Origin of the sequence: Mycobacterium hippophais (assembly GCF_027529605.1) — a bacterium.
GTDB classification, from domain to species: Bacteria; Actinomycetota; Actinomycetes; order Mycobacteriales; family Mycobacteriaceae; genus Mycobacterium; species Mycobacterium arseniciresistens.
Genome location: NZ_JAPZPY010000017.1, coordinates 35,084 through 49,602, shown reverse-complemented (window position 1 = coordinate 49,602; position 14,519 = coordinate 35,084). Strand labels below are relative to the sequence as shown.

Genomic DNA, 14,519 nt, shown 5'->3' with positions numbered 1-14,519 from the left:
TCGTGCGTATCGAGCAGGCCGAACTGGCCGGGGTGGTGGTGCTCGTCCCGCAGCCGCACCGTGACGATCGTGGCCTGTTCACCCGCACCTTCGACGCGGACATCTTCGACGGTCACCTCGGCACCCCCGGCGCTGCCGCGGCGTTCCGCCAGGATTCGCAGTCCCGTTCGGCCCGGGGTGTCATCCGCGGCCTGCACGGACGGCGCGGCCGCGGCGAGGCGAAGCTCGTCCGCTGCGCGCACGGCGCGGTGCACGACGTGCTCGTCGACGCCCGGCCGTCGTCGCCGACCTTCGGACGTCACCAGTCGTTCCTGCTCGACGACAACGACTTCCGTCACCTGTACGTGCCGCCCGGCATTCTGCACGGCTTCCAGGCGCTCACCGAGATCGCCGACGTCTGCTACCGCATCGACCGTCCGCACGACCCGGCCGAGGACGTCGCGGTGCACCACGCCGATCCCGAACTGGCGATCGACTGGCCGCTGCCGGTGACGCGCATCTCCGACCGCGACGCCGCCGCGGGCACCTGGGGCGAGCTGCTCACGCAATTGCGTTGACACGTCGCATCGTCTCGTCGATCGCTCCGCTGCCACGCAGCTCCTGCAGTCGCGCCAACCGGGTGAATTTGTGTTCGAAGTCGTTGCGCTGCAAGCCGTGTGCCGTGTATGCGGCATACAGCTCGGCGGCGCCGTCGGCGATCGACCATGCCGCCTCGAAGCCGAGCTCGTTGCGGGCGCGGCTGAAGTCGACCCGGTAGGAGCGCGGGTCGGCGCCGCTCTCACCGGTGATCGCGACCGTCGAGCCGGGTACGACATCGACCACCTCGTTGGCGATCTGCGCCACGGTGACGTTGTTCGCCTCGCCGCCGACGTTGAACGCCCGGCACGAGATGGTCTCCGCGGGCGCCGCCAGGCAGACCGCGAACGCCTGCGCGATGTCGCGGGCGTGCACCAGCGGGCGCCACGGCGTGCCGTCCGACATCACCCGCACCACACCGCTGAGCACCGCGTGACCGACCAGGTTGTTCAGCACGATGTCCGCGCGCAGCCGCGGCGAGAAGCCGAAGGCCGTTGCGTTGCGCAGGAATACCGGCGTGAAGTCGTCGTCTGCCATCGCCGCCACGTCGTCCTCGACGCGGACCTTGCTGATCGCGTAGGGCGTCAGGGGTCGCAGCGGCGCATCCTCGCCGACCAGCCCGTCGCCCGCGGCGCCGTACACCGAGCAGGTCGACGCGTAGAGGAACCGCTGCACGCCGGCGTCCTTGGCCAGCCGCGCCAGCCGGACCGACGCCCAGTGGTTGATGTCGTAGGTGATCTGCGGCTCCAGCGCCCCCAGCGGGTCGTTGGACAGCGCGGCGAGGTGCACCACCGCGTCGAATCCGCGCAGCTCCTCGACGGTCACGTCGCGCAGGTCGGTGCGCAGGCTGGGCGGGTCCACCGGAGCCTGGCCCAGCACGCAGTCGCTGAAGTAGCCGTTGTCCAGGCCCACCACGTCGTGGCCCTCGGCCTGCAGCACCGGGACCATCACGGTGCCGAGGTATCCCTGGTGGCCGGTGACCAGAACCCGTTGTGTCATGCGGCGTTGCCTTTCCCGAATTTGACGACGACCTTGTCGACCACGAATGCCTCGGCGTGACTGCTGCGGCACTGCACGCCGCGCAGCCGCGACAGCCCGAGGAACGACAGTTCGTCGAACCAGTCCCTGGCGGTCTGGGACGGATAGTGCTTGTGCAGCAGCCGCACCTTCTCCTCGGCCGTCGCGGTGTCGAGGGGATGGAACACCGTCACCGCGGGGGTGTCGGTCTCCCACTTGAGGATCTCGTAACCCAGGATCAGCTGGTCGCGGAACTCGGTGGGCACCAGTTCGGCGAGCATCCGGTGATCCTGGTGCGCGTCGCCGCGATGCGTGGCGAACACCACGTCGGGCGAACAGGTCGCGCGAAACGCCTTCAGCGCGTCCTTCACCCGCTCCCAGTGCGCAGGTGCACGCCCGTCGGGCACGTCGAGGATCGTCACGGCCACCGTCGCACCCGGACAGAACGCCGCGAGCGCGGCCCGCTCCTCGGCCTCACGTTCGGTACCGGCGCCGCTGAGCACCAGCGCATGCACACGCAGGCCGGGGTTGGCCTCTGACAGCGCCAGCAGTGTGCCACCCATGCCGATGGCGACGTCGTCGCAGTGCGCCCCGAGGACGGCGATCTCGCTCAGATCGCCTGCCTGCAGATCGATCACGTCGCCGGTGCGAGCTGCGGAGCCGCCTTCGAGTGCTCCCAGAGCATCCAGGGCCGGTCGCCACGCTGGTACCCGGCGTCGAGTTCGGCGCGCTCCTTGAACGTGTCGGCCGGCTTCCAGAACCCGAAGTGCTTGTGGCCGTAAAGTTTCCCCTGGGCGGCCAGCTTGCCGCAGACGTCCTCGACGAGGTCGCAGTTCTCGGTGAGCAGCTCGAGCACGTCGGCGGTCTTGAGCACGAAGAAGCCGCCGTTCTCCCAGATCGGCAGTCGCGACACGGCGGTGATGCCGCTGATGTTGCCGTCTTCGGCGATGTCGACGCAGTGGAACGACGACTGCGGCGGCACGATCAGCATCGAGGCGGCGGCGCCGGACGCCTTCACCTCGTCCACGATCTGGTCCATCGGCGCGTCGGTGAGCACGTCGGCGTAGTTGGCGAGGAAGTACTCGTCGTCCTCGACGAAGTGCCGGACACGGCGCAGCCGCTCACCGATCGGCGACTCAGGCCCGGTGTCGACGAAGGTGATCGTCCAGTCGGCGATGTCGGAGTCCAGCAGGTCGACCTGGCCGTCGCGGATGACGAAGTCATTGGACATCGCCTCCTGGTAGTTCAGGAAGAAGTCCTTGATGTGGCTCGCGCCGTAGCCGAGGCAGAGGATGAAGTCCTTGTGCCCGAAGTGCGCGTAGTACCGCATCACGTGCCAGATCAGGGGCCGCGGGCCGATCATCTGCATGGGCTTGGGCACGACGTCCTCGGCGCCGTTGCGCATCCGCATGCCGTATCCGCCGCAGAACAGCACTACCTTCATTCGGGGTCCCCATTCGTGGTTCGGCGTGCCGGAGTGGTCGCGCCGGGCTGGACGATCTGCAGGTGCGGCAGCGGGATCGCCAGTTGCGCACCCCATTCGGCCGTGTAGGCCAGCTGCTCGGTGATCTCGGTGGCGAGGTTCCACGGCAGCACGACGATCACGTCGGGCCGGTCCTTCTCGAGCCGGTCCACCGAATGGATCGGGATGCGGGTGCCGGGGGTGTACCTGCCGTGCTTGTACGGGTTGCGGTCGACGGTGTACTCGATGAGGTCCGACCGGATGCCGCAGTAGTTGAGCAGCGTGTTGCCCTTGCCGGGGGCGCCGTAGCCGACCACCCGCTTGCCCGCCGCGCGGCAGTCGAGCAGGAAGCGCAGCAGCTCGTGACGGACGTGCTCGACGCGGGGCCGCAGCGTGACGTAGCCGGCGACGTCGTGCAGGCCTGCCTCCTCCTCGGCGGCCAGCACCTCGGCCACCCGCGCGGACGGTGTGCCCGCGACCGGCTCCGGCCTGGCCCACACCCGGATCGATCCGCCGTGGGTGGGGATCGGCTCCACGTCGACGACGGCGAGCCCGGCCGTTGCGAGCGCCCGCGCGGCCGAAGCCACTGTGTAGTACTGGAAGTGCTCGTGGTAGATCGTGTCGAACTGGGCGAGCTCGACGAGGTTGCGCGCGTGGTGCACCTCGATCGACAGCCAGCCGTCGTCGGCCATCAGCAGCCGCAGCGCGCGGGTGAACCCCAGCAGGTCCGGGATGTGGGCATAGACGTTGTTGGCGACCACGAGGTCCGCGGCACCGTGTTCGGCTCGCACGTCGCGGGCCGTCGCCTCGTCGAGGAACGCGGTCACAGTGGGCACGCCACGGTCGGCGGCCGCGGCGCCGACGTTCACCGACGGTTCGATGCCGAGGCAGCGCACGCCCGCGTCGACGACGTGCTGAAGAAGGTAGCCGTCGTTGCTGGCAACTTCGATGACAAATGACTTCTGCGTCAGCTCCAGCCGTTCGACGGCGCCGCCGACGAACTGGCGTGCGTGATCGACCCAGCTGTCGGAGAACGACGAGAAGTAGGCGTATTCGGTGAAGGTGTCCTCCGGCGTGATCAGCGCGGGGATCTGGAGCAGCAGACAGTCGGTACACAGCCGCAGGTGCAGCGGAAATGTCGCCTCGGGCAGCTCGAGGTCGGTGACAGAGAGGAACTTCTCGCACGGCGGGGTCGCGCCGAGATCGAGGACGCTGATCAGCCGATCAGATGCACACAGGCGGCACGACACATTGAGGCCTTCGCTCTAGGGGTGACTCCGCTGCGGAGCGTAACAGAGCATAGCTAACTGCGCTAACGTTGCTGAAATCGCACGATCATGACACGTTTCGTCATCGCCAAGGGTTGGGGCGCAGGTCGCCGCCTGTGCAGTGACCTGGAACACCCAGCGGCTCGACCATGGGCCGCCTCACAAAGTGGCGGGCGGTGACATTCGGTTGCGATCGCAACGGAATGGCGAAGGCGCCGGCGCCCTGACCTGGGCCGTCGCGCAGACGAGCGGGTCTGATCGACACACAGCGGTATTGTGTCAACCGGCTCGACAAAACAGCCGATCAGCAAAGTGGGCGGTGGTACGTTACCGCTGGGTAGCGTAAGTGCGGTTACGAACAGTTCGACGGATCAGCAAAACAGTGACCGCGGGCGCCACTTGGTAGCTGACCTAAATGCTGTGCTGGCGCACAGTACTGCGGATTGCTCAGCAGATCGCCCGGCGGCCGCTGAAACCAGCCTGAGCAGCTATTAACCCGACTCATCCTGTGGCTTTGCCGAGCTTTTCAGGTCCTCACCCGAGGCCGAGAAAGTTTCCTGAACTGCCTCTTCTTCGAACTTACTTGTAGGTAAGTTCTGCGCGGTCACGATCCCTTCCGCAAGGAGAAACAATGCAAGTTGCCGCGCGTTCGTATCTAGCCGCCGGTGTGGCGGTGCTCGGAGTCGGCGCACTCGCCGCCGGCCCCGTCGCTCCTCCCCTACCGGATGTGCAGGTGCCGAAGGTCTCCACGGCCGCCGTCCAACTCAACGCTCTGGTGAATCCGCTGGAGGAGTTCGCGGCGGTGTTCGAGACCGCCGCGGAGAACGCGGGAGCCCTCGGTGCGAGGTTCGCCGAGAATCCCGCGCCGATCCTGAGCAACATCATCGCCAACCAACGTCAGAGCGCCGAGGCGATCGCGGCGCTTGCCCAGACCTTCGGAGCGAGCTTCATCGAGGCGATCAGCCAGACGCCTCAGCTTCTCCAGTCCGCAATCGACGATCTCGCCACAGGCGACATCAGCGGCGGGCTGAACACGTTGTTGCAGGTGGCCATCGGACCGATCCTCGACGGCGCCATCAACATCCTGATCTTCCAGCCCGAGATCTACGCCGATTTCCAGAACGCCTTGCGACAGCCCATCGCGAACCTGCTGAACGTCATCGACCTCACCAGCCCGACAAATCTCCTCGGACTCCTCGGGCCGGTGCTGTCACCCGTCAACCTGTTGACGGACACCGTCAGCACGATCGGCGCCGCCGGCGACGCGCTGGTGGCGGCTTTGGAGGCCGGCGACGCAGAAGCGGTCGCCAACGCGGTGCTGAGCTTCGGGCCCGACCTCACCGGGACGGTGCTCAACGGCCTCAACCCGTCAGAGTTCTTCGCCGCCGGTCTGCTCGGGTCGAACGGCGTCGCGGCATCCCTGCTCGACATCCGCGATGCCATCGCCGACGCCATCGCCCCTCAGGCGCCCACCGCGGACCTGCTGAAGGCGACCGAGACGTCGACACCCGAATCCACCTCGGTCACGCTGCAGATTGCGGCGCCGACCGAGACCCGGGCCGAGACCGTGGCTCACACCGCCGACAGCGACACCGCGACGGATGTCACCGACGAGTCCGGGCCGGAGACGACGCCTGCCTCCGATGCCACCGACGTGGACGCGACGGCCGAGGCCGACGCGGACGCGACCGCACCCGCCACTTCAACGACCGGCCCGAAACACCGGGCGCAGAGGGACAATCCGGTCAGCTCGGCACTGAAGAAGCTGCGCTCACTGGGCAAGAAGTCCGACGCGAAGTCAGAGCAGAAGCCGGACAAGGAGTCGGACACGAAGTCGAACACCGAGTCCGACACGAAGTCCGACAAGAAGAACGACACGGACAGCGGCGACAGCGCCGCCTGACGACAGACCGGTGGGCCCCCTACGTGCGAGGGGGCCCACCGCCGTCGTTTCGCTCAGCCCTCGAGCTTGTAGCCCAGTCCGCGGACGGTCACCAGGTGCACCGGATTGGCGGGATCGGCCTCGATCTTCGACCTCAGCCGCTTGACGTGGACGTCGAGCGTCTTGGTGTCGCCCACGTAATCCGCGCCCCACACCCGGTCGATGAGCTGACCGCGCGTGAGCACCCGGCCGCTGTTGCGCATCAGGTACTCGAGCAGGTCGAACTCCTTGAGCGGCAACGTGATCGCCTCACCGTTCACACTGACGACGTGCCGCTCGACGTCCATCCGCACCGGGCCGGCCTCCAGCACGCCGTCGCCGATGCCGGATTCGTCGTTCTCGGTGCCGCGACGCAGCACCGCGCGGATGCGCGCGATCAGCTCGCGGGCCGAGTACGGCTTGGTGACATAGTCGTCGGCGCCGAGTTCGAGGCCGACCACCTTGTCGATCTCACTGTCGCGCGCCGTCACCATGATCACCGGCACACTCGACCGCGACCGCAGTTGCTTGCACACGTCGGTGCCGCTCATGCCGGGCAGCATCAGGTCGAGCAGCACGATGTCGGCGCCCGAACGGTCGAATTCGGCGAGTGCCGACGGGCCGTCGACCACCACCGTCGTCTCGAAGCCCTCCTTGCGCAATAGGAATGCCAGCGGATCGGCCAGCGACTCTTCGTCTTCCACGATCAACACACTGGTCATGGTCCGGCGGGGTCCTCTCGTTGGTCGAACTGGTGAGCGGTGTCGCCGTCGACACCGAAGTATGCGGGGATCGACAGCGTGAACGTCGACCCCGTACCCGGCTGACTCCACAGCCGGATCGATCCGTTGTGGTTCGCGGCCACGTGTTTGACGATCGCCAGCCCGAGGCCGGTGCCGCCGGTCGCCCGCGAACGCGCCTTGTCGACGCGGAAGAAGCGCTCGAAAACCCGCTCCTGGTCGGCCTTGGCGATGCCGATGCCGCGGTCGGTCACCGCGATCTCGATGTTGTCGCCGCGCCTGCGCCTGCTGATCGTCACCGACGACCCGTGCGGTGAGTAGGCGATCGCGTTGGAGATGAGGTTCGCCAGCGCCGTGACCAGCAGCGCCTGGTCACCGTGCACGCGGAACCCGGTGGGCGCATCGGTGGTGATCGCGATGTCGGCGTTGTCGGCGGCCACCTTGTGCCGCGACAGGGCCTCGGACACCACGCTGTCCACCTCGACGATCTCCAGGTCGGGCAGCCGTTCGCCACCCTGCAGCCGGGACAGCTCGATCAGCTCACCGACCATGTCGGCCAGCCGGTGCGCCTCGGCGACCATCTTCTCGGAGAAGTGCCGCACCATGTCGGGGTCGTCCGCCGAGGCCAGCAACGCCTCGGCCAGCACGCCCATCGCGCCGACCGGGGTTTTCAGCTCGTGGCTCACGTTGGCCACGAAGTCCCGGCGGGTGGCTTCCATGCGGGCGTGTTCGGACTGGTCGGCGACGTAGATGACGGCGAACCGGCGGTCGACCTGGGTCAACAGCCGCACGTGGCCGCGCACCGAGAGGCCCGACCGGCCGGGGTGCTGCAGCTTGCGAGGGGTCAGGTCGACGTCGACGTCCTCACCGGTCGCCAGCGTGTGCTCGGCCGCGGCCCATGCCCGGTCGTCGAGCAGACGCTCCCGCACCAGGCCCAGCTCGATGGCCCGCTCGTTGGAGTAGACGACGTCACGGAAGGTGTCGACCACGACGATCCCCGTCGGCGACGCCGACACGATGTGGGCGAGCATCTGGGAGACGGTGATGCCGGCCTGTTCGACGGCCCGGCGCTGCCTGGCCTCGACGATCCGGGGCGTCAGCAACGCACCCACCCCGACCCCGGCGGCCAGGGCGAGTAACGCAACCACTGCTGTCAGCAGCAGCGCGGAAACCACGCTCACGCGAAAAGCGTACGCATCCGGTGAACGTCATCCCAGCAGCGTGCGGCCAAAACGAGACATGTCACAGAGCCAGGAGCAGGTGTTCGGGCCGCGTTAACCCACTGTTTGCCGGGGCGGGGGCTTCCGACGGCTACTTCGCGCCCTGCGAAGCAACGGCCGCCGCGCCGGCCTCGGCCGCCTCGGGGTCCAGGTAGGTACCCCCCACCACCAGCGGCTTGAGGTCGGAGTCCAGGTCGTACCGCAGCGGGATACCGGTGGGGATGTTCAGCCCGACGACGTCGTCGTCGGACATCTTGTCCAGGTACTTCACCAGGGCGCGCAGCGAGTTGCCATGCGCGGCGATCAGCACGGTCCGGCCCGCCCGCAGGTCCGGGACGATGGTCTGTTCGAAGTAGGGCACGAACCGGGCCACCACGTCGGCCAGGCACTCGGTGAGCGGGCCGCCGTCGATATCGGCATAGCGGGGGTCGGTGTCCTGGCTGAACTCGCTGCCCGCTTCGATCGGCGGCGGCGGGGTGTCGTAGCTCCGCCGCCACGTCATGAACTGCTCGTCGCCGTACTTCTCCTTGGTCTCGGCCTTGTTCAGGCCCTGGAGCGCGCCGTAGTGCCGCTCGTTGAGCCGCCAGTCCCGGTGCACCGGGATCCAGTGCCGGTCGGCCTTGTCCAGCGCCAGGTTGGCCGTGGTGATCGCGCGCCGCAGCAGCGAGGTGTAGACGACGTCGGGCAGCCGGTCCAGCTCGGCCATCAGCTCGCCGGCGCGCGCCGCCTCCGCCCGGCCCTTGTCGGTGAGGTCGACGTCGACCCAGCCGGTGAACAGATTCTTCGCGTTCCAATCGCTCTCGCCGTGGCGGAGCAGGATCAGCGTGGATTCTCCGGAATCAGCCATGGCTGGCATCCTCTCACGCCTCTGCGGCACCGTCCTGGTCGCTCGCATCGTCGATGAGGTGCTCGAACGCGCGCAGGTTCTTCAGTGATTCACCGCGCTTGACCCGCCACTCCCACTCCCGCTGGATCGACGATCTGAAGCCGAGTTCCAGCAGCGTGTTGAAGTCGTTGTCGACGGCCTCGAGCACCTGGCCGAGCACGCTGTCGAGCTCCTCGGCGGTCACCGCGGGCAGTGCGATCCGGCCGACGAGGTAGATGTCGCCGATGTTGTCCAGCGTGTAGGCCACCCCGTAGAGACGGCGGTTCCGCTTGAGCAGGAATCGGTAGACGCCCTCGAAGTTCTCGTCGGGCTTACGGCAGACGAACGCCTCGACGCGCACCGAATGCTCGCCGACGGTGAGGATGGTGTTGGTGGTCAGCCTGCGCTCGCCGGGCAGGGCGACCACGATGCCGGGCAGCCCGCCGCGCGCGCCCGCGTGCAGGGTGTAGTTCAGCCCGTGCTCCACGAGCGTGTCCTCGATGATCTTCTGGACGCGTTCGGTCATGCGCGGACCCCGCGCCGCATCGAGAACCGCCTGCCGCCGCGGCGGGTGGTCCCGTCCCGGCGCGGGTGACGGGTGCGGTAGTCGGCGATGGCCCGCCCGTAACCGGCCAGCAGTGCGTCGACGGTGTGCGCCCACGAGAACGACGCGGCGTGCGCGACGGCCGCCTCGCGCATGGTGTCCGGCCCGCGTTCGAGCAGGGCGTTCATCGCGTGCGCCCAGTCGTCGGTGCCGTGGCCGTCGACGAGGGTCCCGGTGACGCCGTCACGCACGGCGACGGGCAGGCCGCCGACCGCCGCGGCCACCACGGGGGTGCCGCAGGCCTGGGCCTCGACGGCGACCAGACCAAAGGACTCCGAGTAGCTGGGCACCGCGACCAGGTCGGCGGCGCGGTAGACCGTCACGAGGTCTTCGCGGGACTGCGGGGGCAGGAACGTCACGCGGTCTGCGATACCCAGTTCGTCGGCGAGCCGAACCAGCCCGTCGGGTGTGGCCATCCCGCTGCCGGACGGTCCGCCCGCGATCAGCACCCGGACACCGGGAAGCTTGGCGGCCGCGCGCAAGAGCACGTCCGGCGCCTTGAGGGGCTGGATCCGGCCGACGAAGGCCAGCACGTCCTCGTCGGCGGCCAGTCCCAGCCGGGCCCGGGCTTCTCGCTTGTCGCCAGGAGTGAAGACGTCGAGGTCGACCCCCGGATGCACGACGTCGATGCGCGACGGGTCGGCGTGATGCAGCGAGACCAGTTCGCGCGCTTCGTGTTCGGTGTTGACGATCAGCCGGTCGGCCTCGTCGACCACCTGCTGCTCGCCGACCGCGCGCAACGGCGGTTCCGGCGCGTCGCCCTCGGCGAGCGCGGCGTTCTTCACCGCCGCCAGCGTGTGCGCGGTGTGCACCAGCGGCACCGCCCAGCGGTCGCGGGCCAGCCAGCCGACCTGACCCGACAGCCAGTAGTGCGAGTGCACGATGTCGTAGTAGCCCGGTTCGTGGGTGGCCTCGGCGCGCAGCACCCCCGCGGTGAACGCGCACAGCTGTGTCGGCAGGTCGTATTTGTCGAGGCCCTCGAACGGTCCGGCGACGACGTTGCGCACCAGCACACCGGGCGCCACCCGCACCACCGGCGGATCGGCCGACGACGTGGCGCGGGTGAAGATCTCGACCTCGACGCCGCGGCGCGCCATGTGCAGGGCGGTTTGCAGGACATAGACGTTCATCCCGCCTGCGTCACCCGTGCCGGGCTGGGCCAGCGGCGACGTGTGCACCGAGAGCACCGCGACGCGGCGCGCTGAGACGTCCGGCGGATCCGCTGCTAGGCGCACACCGTCATGTCTACACCTCGGCTACGCGCTGACTTCGGGGCGGCGGGCCTGCGCGCGGCGCATCGCCGCGATCGGGTCGGCGTACAGCCCGCCGAGCGACACGATGCCCGCGCCGGCCTCCTGCACCCGGTTGCCGAACGCCGTCAGCCGGATGTCGCGCGGCGCCAGCACCGACCGCTCGGCGAAGGCGGTCTCGACCGTCGCCATGGCCTCCGGGTACTCGGTGAACGCCTGCCCGCCGACGACGAGGTCGTCGGGGTTGAGCAGGTCGCGCAGCAGGGCGATCGACTCGCCGAGTACGCGGGCCCGTTCGGTGAGCAGTTCCCTGGCCGCCGGGTTGCCCTGCCGTGCCGCGCGCAGCACGTTCGCCAGGGTCGACGCCGGCCCGTCGGCGGGGACGACGCCCTGCCGTCGTGCGGCCGCGAGCACCGCCTCGTCGCTGACGGTGGACTCCAATTGTCCTGTGCCGCCCAACAATTTCGACTGCGCGGGCAGCGCGGCGATGGTGCCCGGCCCGCTGCCCGGCGAGTGCACCCGGCCGTCGATCGACAGCGCGTACCCGACGGTCTCGCGGGCGTACACGTACAGGCTCGTGGTGTGCGTGAGCGCCGATGCGGCGGGGGCCGTGGCCGCCCGGCGCACGCCGAGCAGCAGTTCGGCGCCGGCCATCGCGTCGACGTGCGAGGCCACCGACACCGGCAAGCCGAGCGACTCGGCGAGCACCGGGCCGACGGGCGCGTCCGACCAGCCCAGCCGCGGGTGGTCGAGGTGTCCGGTGCCGCTGTCGACGATGCCGCCCGCCGCGACACCGATCCACAGCGGGCGGCGCCGGTGCCACCGGCTCAGGTAGCGGCGGGCGCTGTCGGCCAGCGTTACCAGCGCGGCGGCCTGGGCGCTGCGCGGGGTCGGCGTCTCGACGACGTCGAGGGTGCGGCCGAACAGGTCGGTGGCCACGATGCTGGTGGTGCGGGCGCCGATGTGCACGCCGAGGGTGAGGAACGGCTCGTGGTTGACCTCGACGGGCACCCGCGGCCTGCCGATCGCCCCGGATGCGGCGAGGTCGGCGCGTTCCCGCAGCACACCGGCGTCGAGCAGGGCGGTGACCTGGCGGTTGACCGTCGCGATGCTCAGGCCGGTGACCCTGGCGACGGCGTCGCGGGCGATGGGTCCGCGGGTCCGCGCGGCGCTGAACACCAGTGCGGCGGCGGTGTCGGCGACCCGCAGCGACGGAGCGACGATGTGGTGGCGGGCCAGCGGCGCCCGCTTGACGGTCGGCGCGGTGCGGACGTGGGCGCGGCGCGAGATCGGCGAACTCGCGATGGGAGAGATCGCAGCGGGGGCGGGGGTGGCAGTACGCACGGGATGTCCTCTGTCGGTCGGCTGGTGGGTCCTTGCCACACCTGCGACTCAACGGGACGGAAGAAATGTCCTCGGCTCGGTCAGGCGCGGCGGCGCGAGCGGCGACAGCAACAACAGTGCTGCGCGGCGCTGACCTGACACATCCTGGACACGAAGTGAATCTAACACGCTGACTAGAGTTGTTCAGATGACGAATCCCACTTCCGGCCGGCGCGTCGCAGTGGTCACCGGTGCCAGCGCGGGCATCGGTTCGGCGACCGCGAGAACCCTTGCCGCACAGGGCTTTCACGTAGTGTGTGCGGCCCGCCGCGAGGAGCTGGTGCAGGCCGTCGCCGATGAGATCGGCGGCACCGCGGCTGTGGTGGACGTCACAGACGCCGACGCGGTGGCCGCGCTGGCCGCCGGTCTCGACCGCGTCGACGTGCTGGTCAACAACGCCGGCGGGGCCAGGGGTCTGGAGCCCGTGGCCGAAGCCGACGTCGACAACTGGCGCTGGATGTGGGAGTCGAACGTCCTGGGCACGCTGCTCGTCATCCGGGCGCTGCTGCCCAAGCTCATCGAGTCCGGCGACGGCCTGATCATCACGGTCACCTCGATCGCCGCCGTGGAGATCTACGACAACGGCTCCGGCTACACCTCGGCCAAGCACGCCCAGGGCGTCCTGCACCGCACGCTGCGCAGCGAGCTGCTCGGAAAGCCGGTGCGGCTCACCGAGGTCGCACCGGGCATGGTGCAGACCGAGTTCTCGCTGAACCGGTTCGAGGGCGACGAGGAGCGCGCGGCGAAGGTCTATGAGGGCGTCACGCCGCTGGTCGCCGAGGACATCGCCGAGGTCATCGGATTCGTCGCCGACCGGCCCTCACACGTCGACCTCGATCTGATCGTGGTGCGGCCGCGCGATCAGGTCAGCGGTGCGGCCGGGTCCCGCTTCAACCGGCGGAGCTAGCCGCCGGGGCGGTCGTTCACCGGCTGCGGGGCGCCCGACGGCACGGCGGGCGCGGTGCTGGGGATGCCCGACGGGGGCGCGGCGTCCGACAGCGCCGACATCGACTTCCACTCCTCCCACGGCACGGCCCAGTCCCAGATGTCGCCGTCGGCGTAGGACAGCTGGATCCGGGTGCCGGTCACCTCGACCGGGTCGCCGTACATCGCGGTGTTGAAGTACTGCTGTGCGTCCTCGGTCGACAGGTTGATGCAGCCGTTGGTGACGTTGCTGTTGCCCTGCGCGCCCGAACTTGCCGGGTTGGCGTGGATGAACTCGCCGTTGTTGGAGATCCGCACGGCGAACCGCTCCCGGATGTTGGCGTATCCGGCGGCAGGGTTGGTCATGTAGAAGTCCTCGTACTTCTCGGTGACCACATGGATGCCGCTACGGGTGACGTTGCGGTCCAGATCGCCCTCGCCGTAGCTGCACGGCAGGGTCATGATCGTCCCCGCGTCGGTGATGACCTCGATCTGGTGTGACGACGCCTCGGCCTTGACCAGCTGGCGGCGGCCGATGGTGAAGTCCAGCGACGAGTCCGCCGCGCCGTAGGCGTCCTGCCCGAACGGCACGCCGTAGAGCCGGGCGTCGACCCGCACGGTGGTGCCGGGGGCGAAGTACTCACGGGTGCGCCAGTGCACGCGGGAGCCGCCGACCTCGTCGGGCAGCCAGGCCCAGCTGCCCTCGGTCGGCGGGTTCGTGGTGACCGACAGCGCCCGTTCGACCGTCGGCTTGTCGTTGTCGTCGATCGACGCGTCGAACTGCAGGATGACGGGCGCCGCGATGCCGACGGTCTGCCCGTCGGCCAGCTGGAACTGCCCGCTGACCTGGGTGGCCGGGTCGATCGTGCTGAACGTGCCCTTCACCGGCACGGCCTTGCCGTCCTCGCCGACCACCGACCCGCCCCACGTGTACGACGCGCCGTAACCCAGCGGTTCGGTGGTGCTGAACGCCGTGCGCTCCCGGTTGAGGACACCCGCGACGGGCTTGCCCTCGGCGTTGGCCAGCACCACGCGCTGGATGAATCCGCCGCTCACCTCGAGGCTGACCGGGGCGGTCGGCGACACGTCGGTGGCTGCGGCCGCGGGCTCGAATTTCAGCTCGGGAGCGGCAGGCGCGTCATCGGCGGCCTCCGGTGACCCCACCTCGTTGCCGCAGGCCGCCAGGGCAGCGGGAACGACGACACCGACCGCCAGTGCGGTCAGGGCCTTCCGCCGATTCATCAGGGGCCGACCGGCTGGCCACTTCGCCTCTGCGCTCACGTGGATCC

14 protein-coding genes are annotated in these 14,519 nt (G+C 69.3%); 3 read left to right on the top strand and 11 right to left on the bottom strand.

Annotation, left to right across the window (positions count from 1 at the left end):
- Positions 1-2: 2 nt before the first annotated feature.
- On the top strand, positions 3-557 hold the full coding sequence (locus O6P37_RS26405; RefSeq protein WP_269896862.1) for a dTDP-4-dehydrorhamnose 3,5-epimerase family protein: 555 nt from the start codon (positions 3-5) through the stop codon (positions 555-557).
- Here O6P37_RS26405 and O6P37_RS26400 read toward each other — a convergent pair.
- Genes O6P37_RS26400 through O6P37_RS26385 form a run of 4 tightly spaced genes read right to left on the bottom strand, consistent with a single transcriptional unit; the run spans position 541 to position 4,305 of the window.
- Entirely contained in the window at positions 541-1,575 is a 1,035-nt protein-coding gene (locus O6P37_RS26400) for an NAD-dependent epimerase/dehydratase family protein (RefSeq protein ID WP_269896861.1), read from the bottom strand. The two genes, O6P37_RS26405 and O6P37_RS26400, sit on opposite strands and share 17 nt — an antisense overlap.
- Complete coding sequence (locus O6P37_RS26395; protein ID WP_269896860.1) at positions 1,572-2,231, bottom strand: PIG-L deacetylase family protein; 660 nt, start codon at positions 2,229-2,231, stop codon at positions 1,572-1,574. The genes O6P37_RS26400 and O6P37_RS26395 overlap by 4 nt, the downstream gene beginning before the upstream one ends.
- On the bottom strand, positions 2,228-3,037 hold the full coding sequence (locus O6P37_RS26390; protein ID WP_264013107.1) for a glycosyltransferase family protein: 810 nt from the start codon (positions 3,035-3,037) through the stop codon (positions 2,228-2,230). Before O6P37_RS26390 ends, O6P37_RS26395 begins: the two co-directional genes overlap by 4 nt.
- A complete protein-coding gene (locus O6P37_RS26385) occupies positions 3,034-4,305 on the bottom strand; it encodes a methyltransferase domain-containing protein (protein ID WP_269896859.1) in 1,272 nt (423 codons plus the stop codon). The genes O6P37_RS26390 and O6P37_RS26385 overlap by 4 nt, the downstream gene beginning before the upstream one ends.
- A gap of 649 nt (positions 4,306-4,954) precedes the next feature.
- On the opposite strand from O6P37_RS26385, the gene O6P37_RS26380 reads away from it, so the two are divergent.
- Complete coding sequence (locus tag O6P37_RS26380) at positions 4,955-6,226, top strand: hypothetical protein (RefSeq protein ID WP_269896858.1); 1,272 nt, start codon at positions 4,955-4,957, stop codon at positions 6,224-6,226.
- A 53-nt stretch (positions 6,227-6,279) separates the two neighbouring features.
- Here O6P37_RS26380 and regX read toward each other — a convergent pair whose 3' ends face one another.
- The 6 genes from regX to O6P37_RS26350 all read right to left on the bottom strand — a co-directional run bounded on the left by regX (position 6,280) and on the right by O6P37_RS26350 (position 12,213).
- A complete protein-coding gene (gene regX / locus O6P37_RS26375; RefSeq protein ID WP_264013105.1) occupies positions 6,280-6,966 on the bottom strand; it encodes a two-component sensory transduction protein RegX in 687 nt (228 codons plus the stop codon).
- Complete coding sequence (locus O6P37_RS26370) at positions 6,963-8,165, bottom strand: sensor histidine kinase (RefSeq protein WP_269896857.1); 1,203 nt, start codon at positions 8,163-8,165, stop codon at positions 6,963-6,965. Before O6P37_RS26370 ends, regX begins: the two co-directional genes overlap by 4 nt.
- Positions 8,166-8,295: 130 nt before the next feature.
- Positions 8,296-9,051, bottom strand: a complete 756-nt coding sequence (locus tag O6P37_RS26365; protein ID WP_269896856.1) for a phosphoglyceromutase — start codon at positions 9,049-9,051, stop codon at positions 8,296-8,298.
- A gap of 13 nt (positions 9,052-9,064) precedes the next feature.
- Positions 9,065-9,595 carry a type III secretion system chaperone family protein gene (locus O6P37_RS26360; RefSeq protein WP_269896855.1) on the bottom strand — a complete coding sequence of 177 codons (531 nt, stop codon included), beginning with the start codon at positions 9,593-9,595 and terminating at the stop codon, positions 9,065-9,067.
- Positions 9,592-10,908: a D-inositol-3-phosphate glycosyltransferase gene (mshA, locus tag O6P37_RS26355; RefSeq protein WP_269896854.1), complete on the bottom strand. Its 1,317-nt coding sequence runs from the start codon at positions 10,906-10,908 to the stop codon at positions 9,592-9,594. Before mshA ends, O6P37_RS26360 begins: the two co-directional genes overlap by 4 nt.
- 21 nt (positions 10,909-10,929) lie before the next feature.
- Positions 10,930-12,213, bottom strand: coding sequence for an ROK family protein (locus O6P37_RS26350; protein WP_269896940.1), 1,284 nt, complete (start codon positions 12,211-12,213; stop codon positions 10,930-10,932).
- Between the two features lie 241 nt (positions 12,214-12,454).
- On the opposite strand from O6P37_RS26350, the gene O6P37_RS26345 reads away from it, so the two are divergent.
- Positions 12,455-13,213, top strand: coding sequence for an SDR family oxidoreductase (locus O6P37_RS26345; protein ID WP_269896853.1), 759 nt, complete (start codon positions 12,455-12,457; stop codon positions 13,211-13,213).
- On the opposite strand, the gene O6P37_RS26340 is transcribed toward O6P37_RS26345, so the two are convergent.
- Entirely contained in the window at positions 13,210-14,472 is a 1,263-nt protein-coding gene (locus O6P37_RS26340) for a L,D-transpeptidase (RefSeq protein ID WP_269896852.1), read from the bottom strand. The two genes, O6P37_RS26345 and O6P37_RS26340, sit on opposite strands and share 4 nt — an antisense overlap.
- Between the last annotated feature and the right edge of the window lie 47 nt (positions 14,473-14,519).

Bases quoted from the DNA above. Each gene is read 5' to 3' on its own strand.
- O6P37_RS26360 (WP_269896855.1), bottom strand. From the start codon at position 9,595: ATGACCGAACGCGTCCAGAAGATCATCGAGGACACGCTCGTGGAGCAC.
- O6P37_RS26400 (WP_269896861.1), bottom strand. From the start codon at position 1,575: ATGACACAACGGGTTCTGGTCACCGGCCACCAGGGATACCTCGGCACC.
- O6P37_RS26340 (WP_269896852.1), bottom strand. From the start codon at position 14,472: ATGAATCGGCGGAAGGCCCTGACCGCACTGGCGGTCGGTGTCGTCGTT.
- O6P37_RS26345 (WP_269896853.1), top strand. From the start codon at position 12,455: ATGACGAATCCCACTTCCGGCCGGCGCGTCGCAGTGGTCACCGGTGCC.
- O6P37_RS26390 (WP_264013107.1), bottom strand. From the start codon at position 3,037: ATGAAGGTAGTGCTGTTCTGCGGCGGATACGGCATGCGGATGCGCAAC.
- O6P37_RS26380 (WP_269896858.1), top strand. From the start codon at position 4,955: ATGCAAGTTGCCGCGCGTTCGTATCTAGCCGCCGGTGTGGCGGTGCTC.
- regX (WP_264013105.1), bottom strand. From the start codon at position 6,966: ATGACCAGTGTGTTGATCGTGGAAGACGAAGAGTCGCTGGCCGATCCG.
- O6P37_RS26365 (WP_269896856.1), bottom strand. From the start codon at position 9,051: ATGGCTGATTCCGGAGAATCCACGCTGATCCTGCTCCGCCACGGCGAG.